The 23,838-nt window shown below is 68.5% G+C and carries 23 protein-coding genes; 9 read left to right on the forward strand and 14 right to left on the reverse strand.

Annotation, left to right across the window (positions count from 1 at the left end; translation table 11 throughout):
- Positions 1-22 precede the first annotated feature (22 nt).
- The 3 genes from OG223_RS53190 to OG223_RS53200 are packed head-to-tail and all read left to right on the forward strand — an operon-like array spanning position 23 to position 2,828.
- A complete protein-coding gene (locus OG223_RS53190; RefSeq protein WP_329240782.1) occupies positions 23-892 on the forward strand; it encodes a DUF6083 domain-containing protein in 870 nt (289 codons plus the stop codon).
- Positions 889-1,371 carry a hypothetical protein gene (locus tag OG223_RS53195; RefSeq protein ID WP_329240779.1) on the forward strand — a complete coding sequence of 161 codons (483 nt, stop codon included), beginning with the start codon at positions 889-891 and terminating at the stop codon, positions 1,369-1,371. Before OG223_RS53190 ends, OG223_RS53195 begins: the two co-directional genes overlap by 4 nt.
- Positions 1,368-2,828 carry a UvrD-helicase domain-containing protein gene (locus tag OG223_RS53200; protein WP_329240776.1) on the forward strand — a complete coding sequence of 487 codons (1,461 nt, stop codon included), beginning with the start codon at positions 1,368-1,370 and terminating at the stop codon, positions 2,826-2,828. Before OG223_RS53195 ends, OG223_RS53200 begins: the two co-directional genes overlap by 4 nt.
- Before the next feature lie 142 nt (positions 2,829-2,970).
- Here the strand turns inward: OG223_RS53200 and OG223_RS53205 are convergent, their stop codons facing one another.
- Complete coding sequence (locus tag OG223_RS53205; protein ID WP_329240773.1) at positions 2,971-3,516, reverse strand: ATP-binding protein; 546 nt, start codon at positions 3,514-3,516, stop codon at positions 2,971-2,973.
- 202 nt (positions 3,517-3,718) lie between these two features.
- On the opposite strand from OG223_RS53205, the gene OG223_RS53210 reads away from it, so the two are divergent.
- Positions 3,719-3,955 carry a DUF397 domain-containing protein gene (locus OG223_RS53210; protein ID WP_329240770.1) on the forward strand — a complete coding sequence of 79 codons (237 nt, stop codon included), beginning with the start codon at positions 3,719-3,721 and terminating at the stop codon, positions 3,953-3,955.
- A gap of 87 nt (positions 3,956-4,042) precedes the next feature.
- A complete protein-coding gene (locus tag OG223_RS53215) occupies positions 4,043-4,945 on the forward strand; it encodes a DUF5753 domain-containing protein (protein ID WP_329240767.1) in 903 nt (300 codons plus the stop codon).
- Positions 4,946-4,971: 26 nt separating this feature from the next.
- Here the strand turns inward: OG223_RS53215 and OG223_RS53220 are convergent, their stop codons facing one another.
- From OG223_RS53220 to OG223_RS53245, 5 genes are all read right to left on the reverse strand, one after another.
- The gene (locus OG223_RS53220) at positions 4,972-5,763 is read right to left on the reverse strand and encodes an SAM-dependent methyltransferase (protein WP_329240765.1); all 792 of its coding nucleotides are present in this window, start codon (positions 5,761-5,763) and stop codon (positions 4,972-4,974) included.
- Between the two features lie 193 nt (positions 5,764-5,956).
- Positions 5,957-6,490, reverse strand: a complete 534-nt coding sequence (locus OG223_RS53225) for a sigma-70 region 4 domain-containing protein (protein WP_329240762.1) — start codon at positions 6,488-6,490, stop codon at positions 5,957-5,959.
- A gap of 29 nt (positions 6,491-6,519) precedes the next feature.
- Complete coding sequence (locus tag OG223_RS53230) at positions 6,520-7,593, reverse strand: helix-turn-helix domain-containing protein (protein ID WP_329240759.1); 1,074 nt, start codon at positions 7,591-7,593, stop codon at positions 6,520-6,522.
- A gap of 1,439 nt (positions 7,594-9,032) precedes the next feature.
- Positions 9,033-10,082 carry an LLM class flavin-dependent oxidoreductase gene (locus OG223_RS53240; RefSeq protein ID WP_329240757.1) on the reverse strand — a complete coding sequence of 350 codons (1,050 nt, stop codon included), beginning with the start codon at positions 10,080-10,082 and terminating at the stop codon, positions 9,033-9,035.
- Entirely contained in the window at positions 10,082-10,594 is a 513-nt protein-coding gene (locus OG223_RS53245; RefSeq protein ID WP_329240754.1) for an SRPBCC family protein, read from the reverse strand. Before OG223_RS53245 ends, OG223_RS53240 begins: the two co-directional genes overlap by 1 nt.
- 116 nt (positions 10,595-10,710) lie before the next feature.
- Here OG223_RS53245 and OG223_RS53250 point away from each other — a divergent pair, with 116 nt between their 5' ends.
- From OG223_RS53250 to OG223_RS53265, 4 genes are all read left to right on the forward strand, one after another.
- A complete protein-coding gene (locus tag OG223_RS53250; protein WP_329240751.1) occupies positions 10,711-11,241 on the forward strand; it encodes a winged helix-turn-helix transcriptional regulator in 531 nt (176 codons plus the stop codon).
- A 420-nt stretch (positions 11,242-11,661) separates the two neighbouring features.
- Complete coding sequence (locus OG223_RS53255; RefSeq protein ID WP_329240749.1) at positions 11,662-11,907, forward strand: hypothetical protein; 246 nt, start codon at positions 11,662-11,664, stop codon at positions 11,905-11,907.
- A gap of 117 nt (positions 11,908-12,024) precedes the next feature.
- Complete coding sequence (locus tag OG223_RS53260) at positions 12,025-12,720, forward strand: hypothetical protein (protein ID WP_329240746.1); 696 nt, start codon at positions 12,025-12,027, stop codon at positions 12,718-12,720.
- Positions 12,721-13,018: 298 nt separating this feature from the next.
- Positions 13,019-13,828, forward strand: coding sequence for a hypothetical protein (locus tag OG223_RS53265; protein ID WP_329240742.1), 810 nt, complete (start codon positions 13,019-13,021; stop codon positions 13,826-13,828).
- 260 nt (positions 13,829-14,088) lie between these two features.
- On the opposite strand, the gene OG223_RS53270 is transcribed toward OG223_RS53265, so the two are convergent.
- The 8 genes from OG223_RS53270 to OG223_RS53305 form a co-directional block, all read right to left on the reverse strand.
- Positions 14,089-16,884, reverse strand: coding sequence for an AAA family ATPase (locus OG223_RS53270; RefSeq protein WP_329240740.1), 2,796 nt, complete (start codon positions 16,882-16,884; stop codon positions 14,089-14,091).
- A 363-nt stretch (positions 16,885-17,247) separates the two neighbouring features.
- Positions 17,248-17,889 (reverse strand): SDR family oxidoreductase, encoded by a 642-nt coding sequence (locus OG223_RS53275; RefSeq protein WP_329240737.1) that lies wholly within the window; start codon positions 17,887-17,889, stop codon positions 17,248-17,250.
- Positions 17,890-18,081: 192 nt separating this feature from the next.
- Complete coding sequence (locus tag OG223_RS53280; protein WP_329240736.1) at positions 18,082-18,930, reverse strand: enoyl-CoA hydratase/isomerase family protein; 849 nt, start codon at positions 18,928-18,930, stop codon at positions 18,082-18,084.
- 14 nt (positions 18,931-18,944) lie between these two features.
- Positions 18,945-19,712 (reverse strand): SDR family oxidoreductase, encoded by a 768-nt coding sequence (locus tag OG223_RS53285; RefSeq protein ID WP_329240734.1) that lies wholly within the window; start codon positions 19,710-19,712, stop codon positions 18,945-18,947.
- A gap of 230 nt (positions 19,713-19,942) precedes the next feature.
- A complete protein-coding gene (locus OG223_RS53290; protein WP_329240731.1) occupies positions 19,943-20,512 on the reverse strand; it encodes a tautomerase family protein in 570 nt (189 codons plus the stop codon).
- A 279-nt stretch (positions 20,513-20,791) separates the two neighbouring features.
- Positions 20,792-21,373, reverse strand: coding sequence for an HD domain-containing protein (locus tag OG223_RS53295; RefSeq protein ID WP_329240729.1), 582 nt, complete (start codon positions 21,371-21,373; stop codon positions 20,792-20,794).
- Positions 21,374-21,514: 141 nt separating this feature from the next.
- The gene (gene trxB / locus OG223_RS53300) at positions 21,515-22,486 is read right to left on the reverse strand and encodes a thioredoxin-disulfide reductase (RefSeq protein ID WP_329240726.1); all 972 of its coding nucleotides are present in this window, start codon (positions 22,484-22,486) and stop codon (positions 21,515-21,517) included.
- On the reverse strand, positions 22,476-23,672 hold the full coding sequence (locus OG223_RS53305) for a homogentisate 1,2-dioxygenase (RefSeq protein WP_329240724.1): 1,197 nt from the start codon (positions 23,670-23,672) through the stop codon (positions 22,476-22,478). The genes trxB and OG223_RS53305 overlap by 11 nt, the downstream gene beginning before the upstream one ends.
- Positions 23,673-23,838 lie beyond the last annotated feature (166 nt).

The following is a 23,838-nucleotide window of genomic DNA, read 5'->3' on the forward strand; positions in this document are numbered from 1 at the left end:
GTCGCCTGGCACGGTCCTCGTCATGTGCCCTACTCCCACCCCCGCCGGCCGCCACTGGGACGGCAGCTCCCGCACCGCCCGCCGCCCCCGACCTCTGCGGGTGGCCGGCACCAGTCCCAGCCGCCTGCTGCGCGCCGGCCAGAGCCACCTCTGCCGTCAGTGCGGCAACCGCATCGATCTCTACCAGCGCACCGACCAGCGGCCCATCGCCCTGCACCCCGGCGAACTGACCGCCGCCGACATCCCCGAATCCTGCCGCTGGCACCTGAGCGGCGGCATCGCCCACCCACACGGCGACGGCAGCGACTGGTGCCGCATCCCGCACGCCCTGCTCTGCCCCCGCCGCACCCCCACCTGCCACACGGCCCCGGGCCTCGAAGCGATCCGACGCCAACTCGCCGTCCGTACCCGCCGCATGATCGACACCGGCGTCTTCACCCCGGCCCCGGCCACCAGCACACAACCCGCCACCGTCACCGATGCCGACACCGGCGAGCCCGACCGCCCCGTCGTGCAGATCCTGCTCTGCCGCTACCTCGCCGAACGCCCCCTCAACGATCTGCGCTGCGTGGCCCAGACCCGCCACCGACACCGCTGCACCCACACGATCCCTGCCCCCACCGGCCCGACCGGGACCTGGAGACTGCTGCCGGCCACAGCGCAGCACGGCCAACTCGCCCTGCCCGACGGCCTGATGGCCGTCTACGACCTCGGCAAGCTCCCCTACAGCGAACAACTGCGCTGGCGCGCCCAACGCTGCCCCGCACACGTCGCATCCGGCGCCGCCGAACTCGCCCTGGCCGGATGGCAGCCCTTCGACCCCCTCCTGCACGCGGCACACATCCACACCCGACTGCCCCAACCCCCGGACCGCCGGCAGGGGAGGGGATGACGATGCCGCACCACGCCCTGGAAATCGTGCTCACCCGCCCCCTGGCCCAAGCCGAACTCCGCGACGCCACCCGCGTACTGCCGCTCGCCGCCAACCACGACACCACCCGCCTCATGGCCCTCGTCCACGCCAAGACCCCTCACCAGGCCGCCCGCAGGCTGCGCCACCGGCTCGGGGCACGGCTGCCCATCGACGTGATCACCACGCACTACCCCGACGCCGACCACAAGGTGCTTCTCAACGTCGCCCTCCCGACCGCCGCCCACGCAGCCCTCAAGGCCGCCGCTCGCCGCGCGCACCAGAGCCCCGAGTGCTTCGTGGAACTGGCCCTGCACCGGGCCCTGGCCCAGCACGCCGACCAGGAGACCGACCGCCTGGACCGGGAGGTGGGCGAACTCCTGGCCCACACCACCCCCGCCCACCTGCTCTCCGCAGTCGGGCACGCACTCACCCGGCTCCCCGAGAGGCCCACGCCATGAAACCGACCGACGAGCAGGCCGCAGCAGCCGACGCCTTCCAGGCCGGCGACCACCTCGCCCTGCAGGCCGGTGCCGGCACTGGCAAGACCACCACCCTCGCCCTCCTCGCCCACGCCACCCGGCGCCGCGGCCGCTATCTCGCCTTCAACCGGCCCGTCGCCCAGGCGGCAGGCGCCCGCTTCCCGAATACCGTCCAGTGCAGGACCGCGCATGCCCTGGCCTACGCGGCCGTCGGCCACCGCTACAGCCGCCGCCTGAACGCGCCGCGCCGTCCGGCCTGGCAGACCGGACAGGCCCTCGGTATCACCAAAGGCATCCGCATCGGCGACTGCGAGGTGACTCCAAAGGCCCTCTCCAACGCCACGCTGCGCACCGTCACCCGCTTCTGCCACACCGCGGACGAAGCCATCACCGGCCACCACGTGCCGCCACTACGCGGCCTGGAACACACCGACCTGCACGCCCAACTCGCCGCTCACATCGTGCCGTTCGCCCGCAAGGCCTGGGCTGACCTGCAACACCCGGACGACGGCGCGGTCCGTTTCGAGCACGACCACTACCTGAAGATCTGGGCCCTCACCCGGCCGCGCATCCAGGCCGACTTCCTGCTCCTGGACGAGGCCCAGGACACCAACCCCGTCGTCGAACAGGTCTTCCTCAGCCAGCGCGACCATGCCCAGCTCGTCATGGTCGGCGACTCCGCCCAGGCCATCTACCACTGGCGCGGCGCCAAAGACGTCATGACCGGCTTCGACGGCACCCAGCTGACCCTGTCCCAGTCCTTCCGCTTCGGCCCCCTCCTCGCCGCAGAAGCAAACCGGTGGCTGCACCTGGCCGACGCCCCCCTCCGCCTGACCGGCACCCCCGCCGTGCCCACCGAACTCGGCCCCCTCACCCGGCCCGACGCGGTGCTGTGCCGCACCAACGTCGGCGCCATGGCCCAGGTCATGGACCTGATGACCGCCGGATGCCGCGTTGCGCTGGTTGAGGTAGGAGACAGCCTGCGCGCCCTGGCCCTGGCCGCCCGTGACCTGAAAGACGGCCGCCGCACCACCCACCCCGAACTGATCCTGTTCCCCTCCTGGGGCGAACTGCAGGACTACGCCGCCCACGACCCGGCCGGCCGCGACCTGCAGCCCCTGGTCGACCTCGTCGACACCCACGGCACCGACGCCATCCTCGCCGCCGTCGCTCGGCTCGTGCCCGAGCAGCACGCCCAGGTGACCGTGTCGACCGCGCACAAAGCCAAAGGCCGCGAATGGCCCCGCGTGAAGATCGCTGATGATTTCACCCCGCCCAGGGACACCGATCAGCAAGATGCCGAAGGCCGGGCCGTACCTGGACCCATCGACGACGCAGACGCCCGTCTTGCCTACGTCGCTGTCACCCGCGCACGCTCCCGCCTCGACCTCGGAGGCCTGTCCTGGATTCACGACCATCCACACGGATCGCCATGACACCGTGCGCAGCTCTCCATGGATCACTCGCCATGGCCCGAAGCGGGTGTAACCGGTCCGCCTTCCGCAGAGCAGACCCGGCCTGGTCTGCCAGGCGGCTGCGGGCGGTCTGCGTTGAGCCGGGACACTGTCCTTCGGCCGGTCAGCAGCGGGGGTTGGTGATGCGGGCCCAGACGGTTTTTCCGTCGGGGTCGGTCTGCGCGTAGCCCCACTGACTGGTCAGAGCCTCTACAACAAGCAGGCCCCGGCCTGCTTCTGACAGATGCTCCGGATGACAGCGGGCAGGGGGAGCGGAACTGGGATCGGTCACGGCGCATACCAGCGCACCGCCGGTGCGGGCCACGCCCAGCCATGCCTTGCTGCGTGCGTCGCCGCATCCGGCCAGCGCGTGCAGCACTGCGTTGGTGGTGAGCTCGTTGACCACCGTCGTCATGTCGTCGGCGAGCATGCTGAGTCCCCAGGCGCTGATGGTCTCGCGCACGAAGCGGCGGACGTTTTTCAGACTGGTGGGCTCGCAGGTGAAAGCCCGGGCAGCGAAGTCGGCTGTACTGATTCCCAGCGCAAGTCCCCAGTCCGGTGCGGTGGGCGGGACCAGTGGGATGTTCTCCAGCAGGCGACGGTTCGAAGATAGGAGTGGAATTTCGGTTCCTGCGGCCTGGCCGAGTGCCTCTACCGCGTGTACTGCCACTGTTCATCCCCCCGAAGACGTCCAGTTTTGCGGGCCGCGCAACTTGCCCTGACTGGTTAGTATCCGCCTCTCCCTGCCCTGGGTGCAATTGCATCAGTGACTTGCATCCGAACGAGAGGGGGAGAGAACGCTTGTACTCAGCAAGGAGAACGGCACGGACCAGAGTTGAGAGAAATTCGGACAGGGTCGAAGGAAGGCGGACATGGTGCAGATCACCAACGGTGTCCCGGCGGATTCCCTGAGCGATGTGACGTGGCTGAAAAGCCGTCACAGCACGGCTGACGGAAACTGTGTCGAACTGGCCTTACTGGGCGGAGGTTCTGTGGCGGTACGCAACTCCCGTGATCCGCACGGTCCCGCGCTGGTGTACACGCGGGCGGAGATCGCGGCCTTCATCGCGGGGGCGAAGGACGGCGAGTTCGACCTAATCGCCAGCTAACGCCAGGCAGAAAAAGCCCAATTGGGCCCTTGCCGGACGGCATCCTGCGAAACTGACGCTCGTCGTCTGCCCTTCACAGGAGACTCCATGCCCGCGCCCGCCCCTCCGGTTGATGCCCTCACGCTCGAGTACTACCTCGCCGCCTCCGCGCGCAGCCCGATCGCGCTGCGCCTGGTGCTGGGGCACCTTCTGCGCACACTGCGCAAGGCAGCCGGCATCGAAGCGGAGGCGGCGGGCCGGTCCATCCGCGGCTCGGAAGCCAAGATCTCCCGGATGGAGCGTGCCCTGGTCACCTGCAAGCACGACGACGTGAAGGACCTGCTCACCCTCTACGGCGTCACCGACCTCCACGCCCATGCCCACTTCGCGGAGATGGTGCGCATCTCCCGGCAGCCCGGCTGGTGGCATCGCTTCGACGGGGTCCTGCCCGACTGGTGCGGCAAACTGATCGGCCTGCAGGAGGCCGCCTCCACCATCCGCACCTACGAAGTCCAGCTGGTGCCCGGGCTGCTGCAGACCGCCGCCTACACTGAGGCACTCGTGCGCCAGGCTTACCCCCAGGCACCGCAGCAAGAGGTCGACGACCGGGTGGAGCTGCGGATGACTCGCCAGAACGTCCTTACCCGCCAGGATCCGCCCCGTCTGTGGGCCGTTCTCGACGAGGCCGTCCTGCACCGGCCCATGGGCGGCGAGCAGGTCATGCGCGAACAACTGCGGCATCTGACGAAGATGGCGCAGCTCGCCCACATCACGATCCAGATCGCACCGTTCAACCGGCCCGGCTGCATCGCTGCCGGCTTCCCGATCACGCACCTGCGCTTCGACCTTCCCCCTCTGCCCGACATCGTCTACCTCGAGCAGCTGCGGGACGCCGAGTACATGGACAAGCCCGAGGAGACCCAGCACTACCGCGGTGTCCTGGACGGCCTGGCCCAGGCCGCGCTCTCCCCGCACGACAGCCTCGACCTGCTCGAGTACACCCTCAGCTGAACTCCAGGCGGCCCGCACACCGCACGTCAGGGCACCAGGCCCACACCGCCGTGCTCGGCCCACGCCCGACCGCCGGCATCCGCCAGGCGGTCACTGCCCGGCCGCCACCGGCCGATATCGACCAGCCCCGGCGTGAGCAGCCGCAGCGCGGCGAAGAACGGCTCGACCTCCGCGCGCGGACGCACTCGCCCCCACCGTCCCCCGGCAGCCTCCCGCAGCACCGCACCGGCCTGCTGCCGCACGCCGGCGTCCTCACTGACCAGGTGACTGGCCGCGACAAGGCTTCCCGGCGCGAGCAGGCGGGCCGTCTGCTCCAGCACCGTGGCAGGGGCGGCGGATTCGGGGATCGTGTGCAGCACGGACACGAACAGCACCGCCACCGGCAGGGTGATGTCGATCAGCCGGCACACCGCCGGGTCGGACAACAGCTGCGCCGTCTGCAGCGGGCCGGCCCGCACCACCAGGGTGCGCCGCCGCTCCTCCCACAGCGCCCGGGTGTGGGCGAGCACCAGGGGATCCTCAGCGGCATAGACGACCCGCGCCCGCGCATCGATGCTCTGGGCGACCTGATGCACAGCCACCGGGGTGGGAAACCCGGCACCGAAGACCACGAACTGGCGCACCTTGTACTCCCGCGCCAGGTGACTGGTCACCCGCAGCAGGAACCGGTGCGCGGAATCGGCAACATGCCGCGCGGCGGGCACCAGTTGCAGCAGCCGCTCACACGCCTCCCGGTCGGCGGAATAGTAATCCTTGCCGCCCAGCAGGCAGTTCGTCATCCGGGCAAGATTCGGCGACGCGACGTCGAGGACGTCCAACCGCGGCACCCGCCCGCGTTCCAATGCGGCACCCCACCCCGTCTTGGCACCCGCAGCATGCTGCATGCTGCGGACACTCCATGGTAGGAAAGCCGCACCCGGCCGGGATAGTTCTTCGTAGAATCATTCGCCGCGGCCCGAAGTGCGCTACAGCAAGTCTCTGATGCTCGCTGTCACCGGCGTGCGCGGCCCTCTACGGCTGTGCTCCTGCGGGCGCCGCTGTCCACCGGCCCGGCAGCGCCCGCTGCGCCATCCGCAGCTGGGATGCGACCGCCGGAGCCTCGACCCCCATCAGCTCGGCCGCCTCCTTCTCGCTCAAGTCCAGCCGGCAGCGCAGGATCACCGCATCCGCTTGCGCCCGCGGCAGCAGTTGGTGCACCGCATCCGCCGGCTGCGCGGCCCCGGCCTGGCGGCCGCCCAGCGCAGAAGTGATCAGCGCGTCCAGCAGCCGCCACGCCACCGCCGCCGGACGGGGACTGCTGATGACCGTCGGCCAGATCGTGGCGAGATTGCCCAGGACGGCCTCCACGACCTGCCGGCTCATCCACGCGTCCTGCACCCGCTCCCGCGTGTAGTGCAGATAGCGGTCCTGGTGCAGGAGACAGAACGCCGTGTACTCCAGCGGCAGGACCAGCTCGATCGTCGGCTGCGGGGCATCGCCGGGGGACCACTGCGGACGGGACGCCCGCACCGGCACCTCGCCGCGGCGGCGCAAGGAAACGAACATGGCACCTCTCTCCGGGGGCACGGGAAGCATCAGGGGGACTCGGAACGTGCGGCGGGCAGCTGTGCGGGACTCTCCGGAGGGTCGAGACAGAGCAGGAACGTGTAATGGACGGCTTCCCACAGCGGCCGCACGTCCGCCGGCCAGCCGCCCAGCGCGGTCACCAGCGCCGCCGTCTGTTCCCAGCCCGCTATCATCTCGCCGCCCAGGATCTCGCTGACTGCCTGCGTGCTCAGCGCCCCGCGCGTGGCCTTGCGTACCACCCCGAACGGGGGGCGCCCCGCGGCCAGATGCAGTCCCCGCAGCGCCGCCTGCAGACGGGCCACCGCATCGGGAATCGCATACCGCCCTGGCGGCACCATCCCGTGCGCGCTCTCGAACAGCACACTCAGCTCGGCAGGATCGCCGCCGAACAGTTCGACCAGGGTGCACACCACCGGCCAGGTCGGCGTGCGATCACCCGAGAGAATCCGCGAGATGTACGACGGGGATAACGACGTCTGCTCGGCCACCTCCCTGAACGTCAGCCCGCTGGCCCGTTGCAGATAGGACAGCGCCGAGGCCAGCTTCACCGATGCCCGTTCGGCCGCCTGCGACAGCAACTTGCCCTCCGCGTCACCCAGCCCCGACACGACGGGCACGGAAGGCTGCCGCACCGCGGCCCGCTCCCCGGCCCGCCGTTTCAGCCGCTCCTTGACCCGGCTCTCCGGCCACCGGGTGCGCGCCGTCGTCGCGCTCACCCGGGCGGCATCGGCCACCTGCTCCCAGTTCGCACCCAGATTGCGGGCATCCTGGACCGCCGCAGCCCGGTAGTAGTCCACCTCACGGGCCACCTCGTCCGCGCAGCGCAGCAGTTCCGTCAAAGACCGTGCGTCGTACTCGGCCTCCAGCAGTGCCGCGGACAGCGCCTGCAGATCCTCCGCGATGCGCCGGCCCAGCGGGAGCGCACTGTGTTCCTGCCGCTCCAGGTGGCCGTCCCGCTCACGCTGCGCCTTGCGCCGGCAGTCGATGCTGCAGTACTCCTTCTTCCGGCCGGGGCCGTTCCTCCGGATAAACCGCTCCTGGCAGTAGCGGCAACTGTCATAGCGGGGGCTGGTACCCGCCATCGTTCCTCCCACGTGCATGTGGCCGTTTCTCTCCCAGGTGCGTCACTTCTTACGCACCTGGAAGAGGAACTCGGCATTCCCAAAGCCGCAGTGCTGGCTGTCGCCTTGACGGGTGGCGGCGCGCCCAGAAGCTCGCCGCCACCCTCAAGGCTGCTCAGCTCAGCCGAAAACGCTGGTAGGAGCAGCGCGACTGACGCATCGTCGCCAACAGACCTGCTACCACGGCTGTGGTAGCAGGTGCTGTCCACCATCCGAGGATCAGAATCAGAGGCAGCACTACAACGGCCAGGAACACACTCGCCTGCACCGTGACAGTCCAGGCACTCGCGATACGCGTTTCATGCCGGGGAAGACGCGGAATGCTAGCGTCGTCGCGAGTTGCCGCCCGGATGAGAGCGGCGACGGAAAACGGGTCAAGCACGGGGCACTTACCTGCCTTTCTTGGTCTCGTCGATGAGGGACCCCGGAGTTGGTAGCGAGCCTGCCCGGGGTTTCCTCGCGTCAACGGACGGTAGTACCTCCGTCACACCCGGCGCTATATAAACGGTTCATCGCGCAAAGTTCGAACGCCGCGACGGTGACTAATTACCGGACACGGGCGAGGCGAACACACGAGTGCTTTCAGGTCTGCCCGAATCGGACCGAAGGTGACCGCGACTGACCAGTCGAGCGATCTTCCTGCTAAATGCAGCACGGCACTGGGATTCCGCCCTATTAAGCCTCCCCTTACGCGCCCCGCGCACACCCCCTGCGGGGCGGGAGGGGATCAGCCTGCCGCACCAGCCCTCCATCGCCATTCTGTTTGCGCAAATTCGAAGGCTGCCCTCCGGAAAGGGCTGCCCGACTTCAACCACGATGCCTCCCACCCGCCACGCGGGGGGAGAGAAGCGTGTGCTCCTGGGCGTACGGGTACCGGGGTGACTTTCGGCCCAAGCGGGTGAACGGCCAACAGATCGCCGGGCAAAGGCCGGAGCGGTCCGCTACGAAGATCACAACCCGTTCGCGATCTTCGAGCGGAAGCCCTCGTGCGCTTCACCCGCGCCGTGTGTACTGCGGGCCGCCACGCTCCTCACACTGGCGGCCCTTTCCTCCGGGACGGCCCACGCCGTTCCTTCGGCGCCCCCAACACCTGTGTTCCTCACGCGATTTGCCCCCCGGTGAGACCGTCACCCTGCCGGTCCGCGACGCCCTGGCGGCGTTGGCCGTGCGGGACGAGAGCCGCACCGGCTACACCCGCGACAAGTTCAAGCACTGGTCCGACGCCGACAAGAACGGCTGCAACACCCGCGCCGAAGTCCTCCTCCAAGAGGCGCTCCCTGCCACGGGTCAAACTGGCTGGGGTCGAACGGTCGGGGTCGAAGCTGCGGGCACTTCCAAGGGTTTCTTGGTCCGGCCGACCGATCAACCACGTGCACCGCGTAGTCGTGCGGCTTGGGCTACTACGTGCCCAGGTCCAGCGCACGTACGAGATCGATGCCCTGGGCGAGATTGGCCAGGCGCGCTTCGAGTGTGTCGCCCGCCGGGTACAGGCGGACGGTGTCGACCCCCGCGTCCCGCCACACGCCGAGCCGTTCCCGGACCATCTCCTCGGTGCCGATGAGCGTGGTCGCCAGCACCATTTCGTCCGTCACCAGGGCGGCGGCTCCGTCACGGTCGCCTGCCTGCCAGCGCTCCCGCACCTGGGCGGCGACCTCGGCCCACCCCTGGCGGCTGTAGGCGTTGTTGTAGAAGTTGGTGGAGCCCGAGCCCATGCCGCCCAGCGAGAAGGCGAGTTCCTTCTTGCGGCTGCCGACGATCCCGCCCAGCAGGGCCGGATCGGAGACGATGTTGATCTCGGCTCCCTGGCAGACGTCGAGTCCGGCCCGGGTGCGGCCGGCGCGGGCAAGCCCGGCGTCCAGATGCGTGAAGTAGGCGTCGGCGCCCTCCGGGACGAAGCTGGTGCCGAGCCATCCGTCGGCGATCTCCCCGGTCAGTTCCAGCATCTTCGGCGAGAGGGCCGCGAGATAGATCGGTACCGGGACGGCGTCCAGGCTCAGCCGCATGGGCCGTCCTTCCCCGCTGGGGAGGGGGATAGTGAACTGCCGTCCTTGATAGGAGATCTTCTCGCCGGTGAAGGAGCTGCGGATGATCTCGACGGTCTCCCGCATCCGGGCCAGCGGGCGCGCGAAGGGGATCCCGTGCAGGCCCTCGACGACCTGGGGACCGGACGCCCCGAGGCCCAGGAGAAAGCGCCCATCGGAGAGGTGGGCGAGGGTCATCGCAGTCTGCGCGAGGGTGACGGGCGAGCGGGTGCCGAGTTGGATCACACCGGAGCCCAGCAGCATCCGCTCGGTACGGGCGGCCAGGAAGCCGAGCGGTGAGGGCGCGTCACTGCCCCACGCCTCGGCCACCCAGCAGATGTCCAGACCCAGCTTCTCCGCCTCCAGGACGAAGTCGACGGTCTCCCGCCAGTCGCCCCCCGACGCCTCGATGGTGGTGGCGGTGCGCATCACAGCTGCCCTTCGGCGAGCCCCTTGATGGCGGCGAGATTGGCCTTGATACCGGTCTCGAACTCGCGCAGCCGGACGAAGACGATCTTCTGCTCCTTGTCGGGCATGGCGTCGATGGCGAAGCACAGCCCCGAGCGCCCCGGACCCATCTGCGCCGACTGCTCCAGCACGGTGCCATCGCCCTGGGGGAGCAGGGTGAACCGCCACACGCTGCTCGGGTACTCCGGGTCGCCCACCGCCCAGGCGAAGCGCTCCGGAGCCTCGTACTCGACGAGAGTGCTGACGGTCTCCCAATTCCCCAGCGCGGGATGCGCGCTGCGCCCGACGAAGCGCTGCCCCGGACGCGTGCCGTCGGCGCCGTCGAGCCACTCGACCTGCTGCACTTCGGCGCTCAGGCGCGGCATGAGGCGGATGTCGCTGACGTACGCCCAGACCACCTCGCGCGGAGCGCCGATGTAGGTGTCCGCGGCCACCGTGGGGGAGTCCGCATACACCTGCCCTGTCCACTTCATCGACCCCACTCCTTCCTCGCTGAAGTGCATAGTTTCGTAGATGGACTCACTCGCGCAAGGCTGATTGCAGGCCGCTGCCTGCTAAGTCTTCTTGCGGGACTCGTATCATCGGTTGGATGAGGCGTACGTCATTCGCGAACTGGCCGTGCTCGGTTGCCAGGACGGTGGATCTGCTCGGTGACTGGTGGACCCCCCTGGTGCTCCGGGACGCGTTCTACGGGATCCGCCGCTTCGACGACTTCCAGCAGGAGCTCGGCATCGCCCGCACCACCCTCGCCGAGCGCCTGCGCAGACTGGTGGACGCAGGCCTGCTGGAGAAGCAGGTCTACGAGACCCAGCCGGTCAGGCACGAATACCTGCTCACCGAGGCCGGCCGCGACTTCTACGGCGTGATCCTGGCGATGACGGCCTGGGGGGACAAATGGCTCGCCGACGACGCGGGCGTGCCCGTCACCACCCACCACGACACCTGCGGGCACGACACCCACGCGGAAGTGGTGTGCGCGCGCTGCAAGGAGCCGCTCGCCTGGGAAGACGTCACGCCCCAGCCCGGCCCCGGCTATCCGCCCAAACTGCTCAGCCGTCCGGCCGTCCGACGCCGCTTCCGGCTCGACGGTCCGGGAGAGCAGGCACCGGCCGCACGATGACGCCGCCGCGGCGGTGCCGCGCTGTCAGTCCGCAGGCGACCGCGGCGCCGAGCCGGGACAACTCCGCCCTGGGAGGCACCCACCGCTTCCGTCACCCCAGTCCGTCGGCCCCGACACGTTGCGCAGCCTCGTGGAGAAGGGCGTCGGAGACGGGCTGCGGCCGGCTGTCGGGGGCGAGGATCGCAGTGGCCTCCTTGTACCAGGACGCTATGACGGCGGTGCCCCAGAAGTCGCGGCGGCGGTCGTCGCGGACGTTCCAGCGGTACGTCTCGTGGTCCTGGCCGCCGGTGGAGTGATCGGCTTGTGCGTAGGGCGTGTTGGAGCCGGGATCTGAGACGTCGAAGGCGCGCCCGTCGGCGGCCGGGACGGACTCGCTGCCGATCCCCGGCGCGGCGCCTGCCGCGCCACCAGTACCCCGGGATGGCGTGGGTGGACTTGCGCCGGGGCCGGTTGTGTTCGGCGCGGGTCGTCTGCCTGGCTGTGACGTTGTTCAACTCTTTCAGTGAGGCGGTTCTCGGGCTGTCCGGTAGGGGCGGTGCTGTCGAGATCGGCTCCGAGTCATTCCGTTTGGCTCGCACCAAGGCACGGAGGAGCGGCGAGACAGCTGAAGAAATCGTCCTCATCAGCAACGTCAACAAGCACCTCGACAACCTCGACGGCATCTGAGGAGATCTGCTGAGCTCCGAGGCCCCGCCCTGATGGGCGGGGCCTTACCCGTGCCACGGCGGTGAGTGGGCGCAACCCTCCTTGGCTGTTCCGAGTCGAACCTCCCAGGGAGGCGCGATGGTGGGCAGGACTTGGGAAGCTGGGCGACGGGCGTGGGGGCTGGCGGCCTTGGCGCTGCTCCTCGTCCTCGGCGGAGCTGCCGTGCTCGCCGTGCCCTATCGCCACAGCCTTTCCACCGTGCGGGCTTACGAGGCCGCATCAAAAACCCGGGGCATCCCTGCCGTGGTCAAGAACCTGGAGGACCACTCCAACGGTCATGGTGGCGTCTACTGGTTGGAGGTAGCTGGTCCCCCATCGGTGTCCGGCAGGATCCGCCTCGACGACTCCGGCCCCGTGCTGTCGAGGCTGCGGAAGGGCGACCGCATCGGGGTAGTCGTCTGGCACGGCCGCCGCACCGACATCACCTTCGACGGACGCGTTCAGCAGACAGTCGAGGCGCCGACGACGAATCCGGGTCTCTACCTGGGCGCCGGCCTGAGCATGCTGGCCGGCGGGGCGCTGGCGCTGTACACCGCCGTCTGGCTGCGCCGTGGGACGCGTGAGCCGGCCCGGCGCCGCGCCGCAGACGGGCTCCCGCTCACCGGCAAGATGATCGTCGGAGCCTGCGCGGTCACCGTCGTCTCCGGCATCGTCACTTCCGGCGAACACGAGAGCGACCCGCTCGGATTCCTCGTCACCTGGCTGCTCCTCGCCCTCGTCAGCCTCGCCGTGTGGGCGGTGAAACACCGGATCCGGAACCGACGGCGCGGCTGATGGTCCCAGCGCAAGTCAATCCACCAACTGGGGCCGCTGAAGGCCACCAACATCCCGGGGCCGTTGAACAACGTCACAGCCACGTCTGCCCGCTGTGCCGGGCAGACGGGTGCGTTTCTCCTTGAGGGACCGTCCGGAAGGTCACCTGTTCATGTGGTGGTGCGGGCCGCGCACGCCGTGATGCCCTCTCCTGGACACGGCCGTCCCCGTCTCTGCTGGGGGAGGACCTCTCATGCGCAGACGCGCGCCGTTGGCGGCGTTCCGGGGACGACGACTTCTAGTCGAAAAGGGTCACACCATGAACAGACTCGCCACCCTCCCAGCGAGCCGTAAGGGGAAGGTCTCGCTCGGGCTCGGTGCCGCCGTGGTCAGCCTGACGATCTTCGGCGGCGCGGCCGCGGCGAACGCCGCGTCTGCTCCGGCACCCCAGCAGGCGGCCCGCGCCACCGGCGGGGGCGTCACTCTCGGCGAGGTCGGTTGCGCTCCGGGCACGATCACGGTTAAGCCGTTCAATCCGGTTGAGGTGAAGCCGGTTCCGCAGAAGCCGGTCGGCGCCGGAGGTGAGAAGACCGTCGACAACCCCAACTGCAAAGACATCGCGCATGCGATTATCGGCACCTGGCGGAGCAAGGACTGCGAAACCGCGAGTCAAGACCTGACGCGGCGGCGCACCTACGTGTTCGGCAGGCATGACGTCGCCGCCATCACCTACGATCTCTACGGTGGTGCCGGCTGCGACGAGAACGCAAAGCTCTTCACGATCACGACCCATGGGATCGCAGCATTCGTCGGTCCTTCGACTACGGTCGCGGGGGCCTCGAACGTCCTCTTCACGTTCAAGAGCCGCGCGGCCACGCCTACCACGGCCGGGCTGGGCGCGCTGCAAAAGGCGTGCCCGCAATATCACTGGGCGCCGGGCGTCTCCGTGGACCTCAGCAAAGATGGTTGCGGCGCGCTCGTTCAGTCGAACACGGAGTGCCCCGTTGAGTACGACCTCGCAGCGATCGTCTCTGGCGTCGCCTACTTCGGCGATCGAAGCCACCCACTTTGCACGGAAGCCACACGACCGACGAAGCTCGCATCGTGGGGTGTCGTAAAGAAGCGATAGTCGGCCTGCCTGAGCTCGGCTTCTTATGCCGAGCTCAGAGGGCATTCCGTGCAGCCGATGGCCGAGCGTCTGGGCGTGACAGTCAACAGCTCCAGCAGTACCCCCTCCTCCTTGGCTGAGGAGCACGCCGAGCTGCCGCGCGGAACGCTGAGATCAACTGCCGGTGTTCACGCGGCTCCTGGCCCATGATCTTGGCTCAACGCCTCTGGAAGCCCCGCGCGATGCCGACGAAGGTTGGCAACGGGGCTGCGGGAGCGGATCTACGGGCGTCGGCGGGCTGCGCTGAGTTCAGACACGCGCTCGGTCGCGGTGCGGTCGTTCCAGACGTTGGCCAGTTGCACGCGCGAGTGCACGTCGAGCTTCGCGAAGATCGAACGCAGGTGTGTTCCCACGGTGTTGGGCGACAGTCCCAGCGTGCGGGCGGCGGCCTGATTGGTCTGCCCTGCGCTGATCAGTTGCGCGACTTTCCTTTCTGCTTCGCTCAGCGCGGCCCACCCGGTACGAGGCCGCTCGACATCGTTGATCCATTTGGAGCGGCGGATCCCGGCGCGGCGCATCACGTGCTGGAGCGCGAGTACGGATCCGCGCGCGCCCATTTGGTGGTTGATGTCCCAGGCGAGGTCGAGGTTGGCCACGCCTTCCTTTCGCTGCCCAGCGGTCAGCAGCGCCCGGCCGTAGTCCTCGTAGCCGCCGGCCCTCAGCGCGGGCCGCGGGCTGCGGGCGAGCATCTCCGTGGCCCGGCGCAGGAGGGTGAGGTCCTGACGAAGAGTGCCGCGCAGTTGCAGCGCTATTCCCTCGAAACTGGCCACACCGGGGTTGCGGGCAGCCCCCTCCTCGGCAAGGGCCACCGCGTGCTCGGCGAAGCCCAGATCGCTGGCGGCCAGGCCGAACCGGGTGAATCCCCTCAACCAGCCGGGCCACCAGGGCCAGTAGGTCGGCGACTCCCTGGCCCGGTACAACGCGGGGGACAGGATCGACATGGCCTGGTCCAGGTGGCCTTCCGCCGCGCTGATCCACCCCTGCAGCAGGTGCAGGCCAGGCAGGCGGACCTCGTCGTCGGCGTCCGCGTGCGTCAGGGCCGGGGTCAGACGGTTGCGGGCTCCGGCGACGTCGCCGCGCAGCAGCGCGACGGAACTTGTGATCATGATCGCTTGCAGGCCGTGCGTGTGGTTGCCGAGCTCCTCGCTCAGCGCGATCAGGGTTCGGGCGGTGGAGTCGGCGTCATCGAGGCGGCCGAGGCTGAACTCCTGCCACAGCTGTGCGTACAGCACGGAGGGCAGGATCGCCTCGACCTGGTCGCGGGCATCGGTGTGGGCGGCGCCGAGTATCGTCTCGGCCTCGGCGAAGCGGTCGAGCAGTTGCAGGGCCAGTATTTCCTGAGCCAGGTGCGTGTGGCCGGCGGTCGTGCGCAGTGCGCGGAAGTGGGCCAGGGCTTCGGCGTGGTGCCCGGAGTTCTTGGCTGCCTCGCCGAGAGCCTGGAGCGCCACGGTGATCGCCTCACGGTCGCCTGTGAGCCGGGCTTCGGCCAGGGCTGGTTTTGCCGCCTGTCTGGCGATGTCGGCGGGTTCCGTCCGGGTGAGGGCCAAGGCGCGCGAGGAGGTGAGCCAGGACCGCAGCGCAGGCGGCAGACCGGGCTGGGACAGCGCTGTGTCGATCCGGGTCAGGGAGTCGGCGAGCCGGCCCATCAGCCACAGGGCGCGGGCGGCCAGGACCTGAATGCGGGCGGTGGCTGCGGGATCGTCGGACCAGGCCAGCAGTGTGTCGGCAACCGTGACCGCCTCGGCGCAGCGCTGGACCCGGGAGAGGATGTCGACGCAGTGTTCCCCGACGGTCAGCCAGGCGGGCTGGGCGGGACGCAGGAGCTGGAAGGCCTGGAGGGCGAGATCGCCTGCGGTGTGGGGCATGGCCGTGACGGCGGCGTCGGCGGCCTGGGTGAGGATCCTCGCGCTGGCCAGGTCCCCGGGTGCCGCGCTCGCCCGCGCGTGCGGGGCGGTGCTCAGCGGGCCGTGCCCGGTCGCCATCAGGTGTTCGGCGCAGCGCTTGTGCAGGGCGCGTCGGGCGTTGTCGGTGAGGTCGGCGTAGACCGTCTCGCGAACCAGGTCGTGCCGGAAACTGAGGCGGTGGTCGCGGGCGGCAAGCAGACCGGACTCGACGGCCAGCTCCGCCCAGGCCCACACATGAGCGGCCGGATGTTCGGCCAGCAGGGCAGTGGCGTCATCGACCGCGAACGGCTGGCCGAACACGGCCGCGGTCTGCACCAGTTGGCGTTCGCCCGCGCCCAGGCCCAGCAGTTTTCGGCGTGTCGCGAAGACGAACTCGGCCGGGACCTGGTCCTCCGGTTCGCCCCGTGTGCGGGCCTGTGCCAGGCCGTCCAGGATCTGCGTGACCAGAAAGGGGTTGCCGCCAACTCCATTCAGCATGCCGCGGACCTTCTCGGAGGGGGCGCTGCCGAGAAGGTCCTGCGCGAGGGCGCCGACATCGTGGGTGTCCAGGGGACCCAGGTGGATGAACTCCAGGGGGACCGAGGGGATCTCGGTTCGCGAGAGATCCGAGATCAGGCCGCCGGCGGCGTCGCGCCCGGCGACGGCCCACACGATGGGTGACCCGGCCAGACGCGCGGGCAGGGCCCGCACCACGAACCTGGTCAACCGGTCCGCCCACTGGGCGTCGTCGATGGCGAAGATCACAGGGGAGACGCAGGCGAGCTTCTCGAGGTGGGTGCTGACCTGCTCGAGGAGTTGAAGAGGCTGGTCGACGCTGCGCTGGAGTTCGGCCAGTGCGTCGGAGGCGATCAGAGGAGACGCACCGGAGCGCAGCGCCACCAGAAGCGGTGCGCCCGGGGATATCTGCCCGGATTCATCGGCCTTGCCGGCCCCCGAGGCGAATCCTCGCGTCCGGGCCTGAGCGATCAGCTCCTCAAGCACCGCGGTCTTGCCGATGCCGGCTTCGCCGGTGAGGACGACGATGCCACTGCGTCCGTCCTGCTCCGTGCGCCGGACCACCGAGAGGGCCGACGACATCGCCGTCGCACGTCCCCGCAATACGGTCCTGGCCACTTCAGGCCCCTCCAGCGCCTGCGCGACGGTACCGGCAGTGGCCGTAGCTCATGATCGGGGCGGGGGCCGGGTGGGACCAACGACACGCCTTGTACATGCCTCCACCATAGTCAGTGCACACCTCTCAGGCGTGCATGCCCCGTTCCGCATCCCCGCCCTGAAGCTCGACCGACCGGCAAGCGGATCACGGTCGTGGTTCTGCGGCCATCACCCGAATCCGTCAGCTCGCAGGCGGCACAGCTCGACGTGCGCGGTCCCTCACCTGAACAGGTGGGGGACCGCACCTCGCGGGTCGGCAAGGCTCTTGTCCTGCTGACCTGTTGAGAGCTTCCCTTCGGCTTTGGCCGTCTGTGTGTTGGGCGGTCAGAAGACGAGATCCTCGATGCGCTCGGACCCGGAAGTGACCTCGAACTGGTGCCGAATACCGATGCCCTCGCTCAGCAACCGGGCGATCAGCATCGCCACGTCGGCACGAGGAATGCTTCCGCCGCCGATCCCCTCTCCCAGCCGGACCCGCCCGGACCCCGGCCGATCATCGAGTCCGGAGGGACGCACGATGGTCCAGTCCAGCGAGCGCGCACGAAGGTTCGCATCCGCGTCGCTCTTGAGACGCAGATAGATCTGGAACGGATCGGCCGAGCCGCTGTCGAAGTAGTCGGCACCCATCGAGGAGATGAGCACGTAGCGGTTGACCGCGGCCTTTTCGGCTGCGTCGGCCAGCAGGATCGGACCGTCGCGGTCGATAACCTGCTTCTGCCGGGTGGTGCTGCCATAGCCGGCACCCGCCGCGAACACCACGGCGTCGGCACCGGACAAGGCCTCGGCAAGCGCCTGCACACTGATGGTCCCGATATCGAGCACCAGTGGCGTGCCCCCGGCCGCAACCACATTGTGCCCCTGCCTTTCGGAGCGCACCGTGCCCACCACTGTGTGGCCCTGCCGGCTCAGAAGCGCTGTCAGCAGCAGTGCAATCCGACTGTGCCCACCGACGATGACGACCTTCATGTCTTCAACCCATTCATTACCTGTGGCGATGGATCAGGAACGGCCATGGCCGTTCCTGATCCAGGGCTCTGGCGGGCCAAGGCGACCGGCTGGACTGCCTGCGCAGGGAGCCGACTGGCCGCCGATGTTCAGCGACGCACACTTCGGCAAGCACTCCTCGGGCTTGTCCGCGGCGTGCGGTCACCGGCACGTCTACTGCGCTGCTTCCGCGTCCGGGACCACGCCCATGTGATGGCCCATCCGGATGTCGAAGTCTGCTCCGGTAGCCCGGGCGTAGGCGCGGACCCGCTGGAACCGGTCCAGGAACGCGGGGTTCTGGACCAGTGCCACCGTGGCCCCCTGGGATTCCAGCAGATCTTCGGGAGCGGGCAGGGTATGACGGTTGATCATGTTCTTTGCCGTGCCGAGCGCCACGGAGTCGAAGGTGGCGATCCGTCGTGCCAGTGCGTCCACGTAGCCAGTCAGGTCCGCGTCCGGTAGAGCCCTGTTGATCCACCCGTATCGCTCAGCAGTCACTGCGTCGAAGTCGTCCGCGCTGAGAACGATCTCCAATGCCCGTCCCCGACCCACGAAGGCCGCGAGCCGTTCGATACCCCCGCCGCCGGGGATCAGACTGCTGCCGATCTCGGGCTGCCCGAACAGAGCTGTCTCTGCGGCGGCGAAGCGCATGTCGCAGGCGAGCGCGAACTCGTTTCCGCCGCCCCGGGCCCTGCCGGTGATCTCCGCGATGGAGATCACCGGTACCTGGGAGAGCCGGACCGTCATGTCCAGGAACGGCGGTAGCCCCGTCGGGCCCGGAGTGGTCGGCAGGCCGCCGCCGGAGAAGTCGTAGCGGGCGAAGAAGAAGTCCGGGTTGGCGCTGTCGAACACGACCACCCGCAAGTCGTCCGCGTCCTCCATCGCAGTGACGATGTCCTGCAGCTCCGCGGCCGTCGTGGCGTTCATCAGGTTGATCGGCGGGTTGTCGAAGGTGACCCTCCAGCATCCCGGGAAGGGGACCGTGATCGTGAACTGCGTCAGGTGGGGCGTCGTGGCAGTCATGGCGACCTTCCAGGTCAGGCCGTCTGCCGGGTGGGCAGGACCGTGATCTCGGGCAGGTTCACACGAGCGGGCAGCCCCACCGCATAGGCGACCACGTCGGCGACGTCCTGAGGAGTGAGCCACTCGATCGTGTCCCGGGTGGCGGCCAGCCGTGTGCGTACGTTCTCGTCAGCGATATGGCTCTGCAACTCCGTGCCGACGATGCCCGGTTGGATCGTGGTGACCCGCACGTTCTTCGGTCCCAGTTCCGCACGCAGGTTGTTGCCCAGGTGGATCACATAAGCCTTCGACGCCGCGTAGACCGAGAACGTCGGAAACACACCCCGGCCGGCAAACGAAGCCGTGTTCACAAGGTCCGCTACACCGGTGGTCGCCGCGGAGCGCACGAGCTGCTCGGTGAACGCGATCAGCGTGTTGTTCACCGCACCGATGTTCAGCTCGACCTGGCGGCTCCAGTCCGGTGGATTGAGGTCACTGAGCGGCGTCGGCAGCATGATGCCCGCATTGCTCACTACGATTCCGGCATCGCCGAGTTCACGGGCAATCTCGCCTGCCACTGCTGTGGTGGCCGATGCGTCGGTGAGGTCGACCGGATAGGACGCTGCCCTGCCTCCCGACGCCGTGATGTCCTTGACGATCGCCTTGAGCTTGTCCTTACGGCGGGCAAGCAGGGCGACCGATGCACCGCGTGCAGCGAACGTCCGCGCGATCTGTTCGCCGATGCCGCTGGATGCTCCGGTCACCACAGCGACACGGCCGCTCAGTTCTGCCGAAGAGGGCATGACGCACCTTTCAGGGAATGCGGTGGAAAATTGACCCCGGACCCGGCGGCAGAACGCGAGAAGGCAGCCGGATCCGGGGAGCACATGTGGGGCTGGCTGAGACGCGGCACGATCCCGCAGACTCACCGGGCCCGTTGAATCGCGTTCCCTGCGGGCCCGGGCGGTGCCTGCCTTGCGCCCTGCAGGGCTCCCGCCTGCAGGGCGCAAGCGCGCGACCAGGCGGCAGACGCCTACGCCTTGCCGAGCAGTTCGCGCACGTGCTGGACGATCTCCTCGTTGGTGTAGGCGTGGCCGGCGATGCCCCAGCCTCCGGGGACCGCCTCGGTGAGGGCGACCCAGGTGCGCTCCTCCAGCGTCGGGTCACCCGCGGCCTTGGCGACCAGAGCGGTGAATTCCTTGACCAGCCCAAGCTGCTGCTCGCGGTCCAGCGCGCCGGCATTGGTGGTCACGTTCACGCGCACACCGGCGCTGCCGCCGGCGGTCGAATGGGAGTCCGGGTCCAGCTCGTGGATGAACGCGGCGGTGTTGTCGAGGAAGAAGGGGATCGCGGGCACCTTCTCCCATCGCATGATCGCCTGAGCGAGTTCCTGGGCGAGTGCATGCTTGTCGTCGAACGTCCCGGTCGGGGCGTACACGTCGATCATCGGCATGGCGATGTCCTCTCGTGAGTGGGGATTCGTGATGAAGAGACATCCTCGGGACAGGGCTTGCTCCACCCGGTCCCGGTCGGTCCGCTGGCCACAGAGCCAGGAGAGCACGATCTTCCAGCCGGACAGCCGTCCATTCAGTGCGCTATCCATAGTGTGGGTCCACTGCCATTCCCGCTCACTCACCCAAACACGTGATAGCCCCCCTCATGCGCCCCGTGCGGGGCCGGCCGGGCGCGGCGATGATGCTGAAGCTGCCGATCAATCAAGAAGGGCGCGCCGGACACGTCGCCGATGGTCTTGGCGTTCTGCAGCACCTGCTGCTTGGGTGCCGCGGTCCGGGTGCTGTGCGCCTTCGATGGTCTTCGCGTTGGCTTGCAGGCTGACGCCCTCCTCCCGTCGTGTGTACCGGCGGCCTGCCTCTGGCTCTCGTCAGCCGCCGGCTTGCCTGAGCAGTTCAGCCGCGATCGAGAAGGGCGGCGCCGCCTTCGGAGACTTTCGGGCGTGCTTGACGATGGCCGCCTGGAGCGAGTGGTCGTCGGGCGACCGCGGGTAGGCGAGACGCACGGGCTCCTGCAGTTCGGGGGAAAGCTCGGTGAAGCGACCGCCGTCGGTGAAGACGCCCTTGTGGGTCAGGTAGGTCAGCAGGCCCATGCGGTCGGCGAGGCCGAGCGAGCTGTGCAGGGCGATGGCTTCCCAGACCCGGCTGATGTCGCCGTCAGGGACCCCGTGCTCGGCCAGCAGCTTTGCGGCGAGGTCCGCCCCTTCGACCTCGAATCGGGCATTGCCCTCGGCAAGCATCCCCAGCCCGAGGTCGTGCATGACTGTGGCGGCGAACAGCAGACCCTCGTCGTATGCCGCATCGCTCAGCAGGTCTTCTTGCTGAGCAGTCAGCCGTGCGAAGTAGAAACTGCGCAGGCTGTGTTCGGCAATCTGCCTGTCCACCGTCTCGTGCAGGATCGCGAGGGCTGCGTCGGGGATGTCGCCAGTCGGTACAACCAGAGGATCGTTCATGGCCCGAACCTAAGCTGCCGTCGCCGTCCACAAAAAGTGGCCCGTGGGCCTTCCTCCGCTGCCATTGGGCCATGATCTCTAGTGATGTGGCCGTGCCTCTGCGCCATCACGTTGTCGGATGACCTGCGCCTGGGGGGCTTGTTAGGCGGTGGCGGTTGTTGAGTGCGGGGCTGTGGACAGCCCGGACAGGTAGCGTTCGGCGTCCAGGGCAGCGGCACAGCCGGACCCGGCTGCGGTAATGGCCTGCCGGTATCGCGAATCGACGAGGTCTCCACAGGCGAAGACTCCATCGAGGTTCGTGTGCGTCGTGGGATGGGCGGCGCGCACGTAGCCAGCAGCATCGAGATCGACCTGGTCGCGGACGAGAGCGGACCGCGGGTCGTGTCCGATCGCTATGAACAGGCCCCTGACCGGCAGCTGCCGAGTCTCAGCCGTCACGGTGTCACGAAGGGTGACACCCTCGACTCGCTGGTCACCGACAATCTCCGTGACCTGCGAGTTCCATACGAACTCCAGTTTCGGGTCGGCGAAGGCTCGTTCTTGCATCGCCTTGGACGCGCGAAGCCCGTCGCGCCGATGAATCACGTAGACCTTCTCGGCGAACCGAGTCAGGAAGGTTGCCTCTTCCAGCGCGCTGTCCCCACCCCCCACGACGGCGATCTCCAGTCCGCGGAAGAAGAATCCATCGCACGTAGCGCACCAACTCACCCCGCGACCGGAGAGTCTGTCCTCGCCCGTCAGCCCCAGGTGGCGGTAGCCGGAACCCATGGCCAGCACAACCGCGCGGGCGTGATGGCTGCGACCGGAACTGTCGAGTACGGTCTTGACCGGTCCTGTCAGCTGGAGGCCGACGGCGTCATCGGGCACGAGGTGAGCGCCAAAACGTTCGGCCTGCTTCCGCATCTGGGCCATCAGCGTTGGCCCGTCGATGCCGTCGCCGAAACCGGGGAAGTTCTCGACCTCGGTGGTCGTCATGAGCGCCCCGCCGCTGGTCACCGAGCCTTCGAAGACCAGCGGCTTCAGCTGGGCCCGGGCGGCGTAGATCGCGGCGCTGTACCCGGCGGGGCCCGAGCCGACGACGATCAGTTCGTGGAGCTCGGAATCACCGGACATCGAAGCTGTCTCCCTTGACCGCCTTGCCCGACCCGCGAGCCCAGGACCACGCATAGCCCGGATCCTCGATGCCCGAGACGTCCGCGCCGAGCATGAGAGGCGCGAAGGTGTCGATCATGACCGCCGTTTCGTCCGTCGACTTCAGCGCAAGGGACTTCTCGTGGCTGCCGGGCTGGGGTCCGTGGATGTAGCCGGCAGGGTGCAGAGAGATCGAACCCTGGCTGATCCCGGTGCCGGCGCGGCTCATGAAATCCCCGGTGTAGAAGAGGACTTCGTCGGAGTCGACGTTGGAGTGCGCGTAGGGCACCTTGACGGCGTCGGGGTGGTAGTCGAACAGCCGCGGCACGAACGAGCAGATGACGAACCGCGGTCCCTCGAACGTGATGTAGGTCGGCGGCGGCAGATGCAGCGCGCCGGTCGAGGGCATGTAGTCGTGGATGTTCAGGGCGTACGGGTAGTTGTAGCCGTCCCAGCCGACCACGTCGAACGGGTGATACGCGTAGGCGTAGCGGGTGACGCCGGTCCGGGTCCGGACAAGCACATCGGCCTCACCCTCAGCCGGCGCGGGCAAGGACTCCGGACCACGAAGATCGCGCTCGTTGTAAGGCGAGCCGTCCAGGAACTGTCCCAGCGGCGACATGAAGCGCTTCGGCGGGCGGATGTGCCCTCCGCCCGTGCACTCGACGACAAGCAGACGCAACTCGTCCGAGGTCAGCCGCCACCGGTGGGTGGTTGAAGTGGGGATCACGACATAGTCGCCGTCACCGACCTCCATCGTTCCGTACGAGGACTCGAGTACGGCCGAGCCGGACTCGATGTAGCACAGCTCGTCGCCAACGGCGTTGCGGTAGAGACCGCTGCTGCGCACAGCCGCCACGTACAGCACCGACAGATCGGTGTTGGCCATGAGGAGATGACGGCCGGTCACCGGATCGTCGCCCACGCCCAGCTTGTGCGTGAGGATGTGACGCGGCAGCAGTGGAGAGTTCTTGACCTGCTCGCGGTTCTCGTACGCGACCTCTTCCGCATCTGTGATCACGGTGGGCAGGTTGCGGTGATACAGGAACGACTGGTTCCAGGTGAACCCTTCCTCGCCCTGCATCTCTTCGAAGAACAGGTTTCCTGCCGCGTCGCAGAACTGTGTGTGCCGGCGGCGAGGAACCTCACCCAGCCTTCGATAGAACACTTGGGCACCTCCGATAGTCGGTGAACGTGCGCATATATCGGTGGAGTCTGCGAGTCTTCGGTCTTCGTGTCAACCCCTCGCGGGTCCCGCCGGTGCGCGGTCGCCGATTGACAGCCGGGTGTCCCGGGGTTAGCTTGCTACCGATTAACGGTTTAGTCGTTCGATT

Origin of the sequence: Streptomyces sp. NBC_01478 (genome assembly GCF_036227225.1) — a bacterium.
GTDB lineage: Bacteria > Actinomycetota > Actinomycetes > Streptomycetales > Streptomycetaceae > Streptomyces.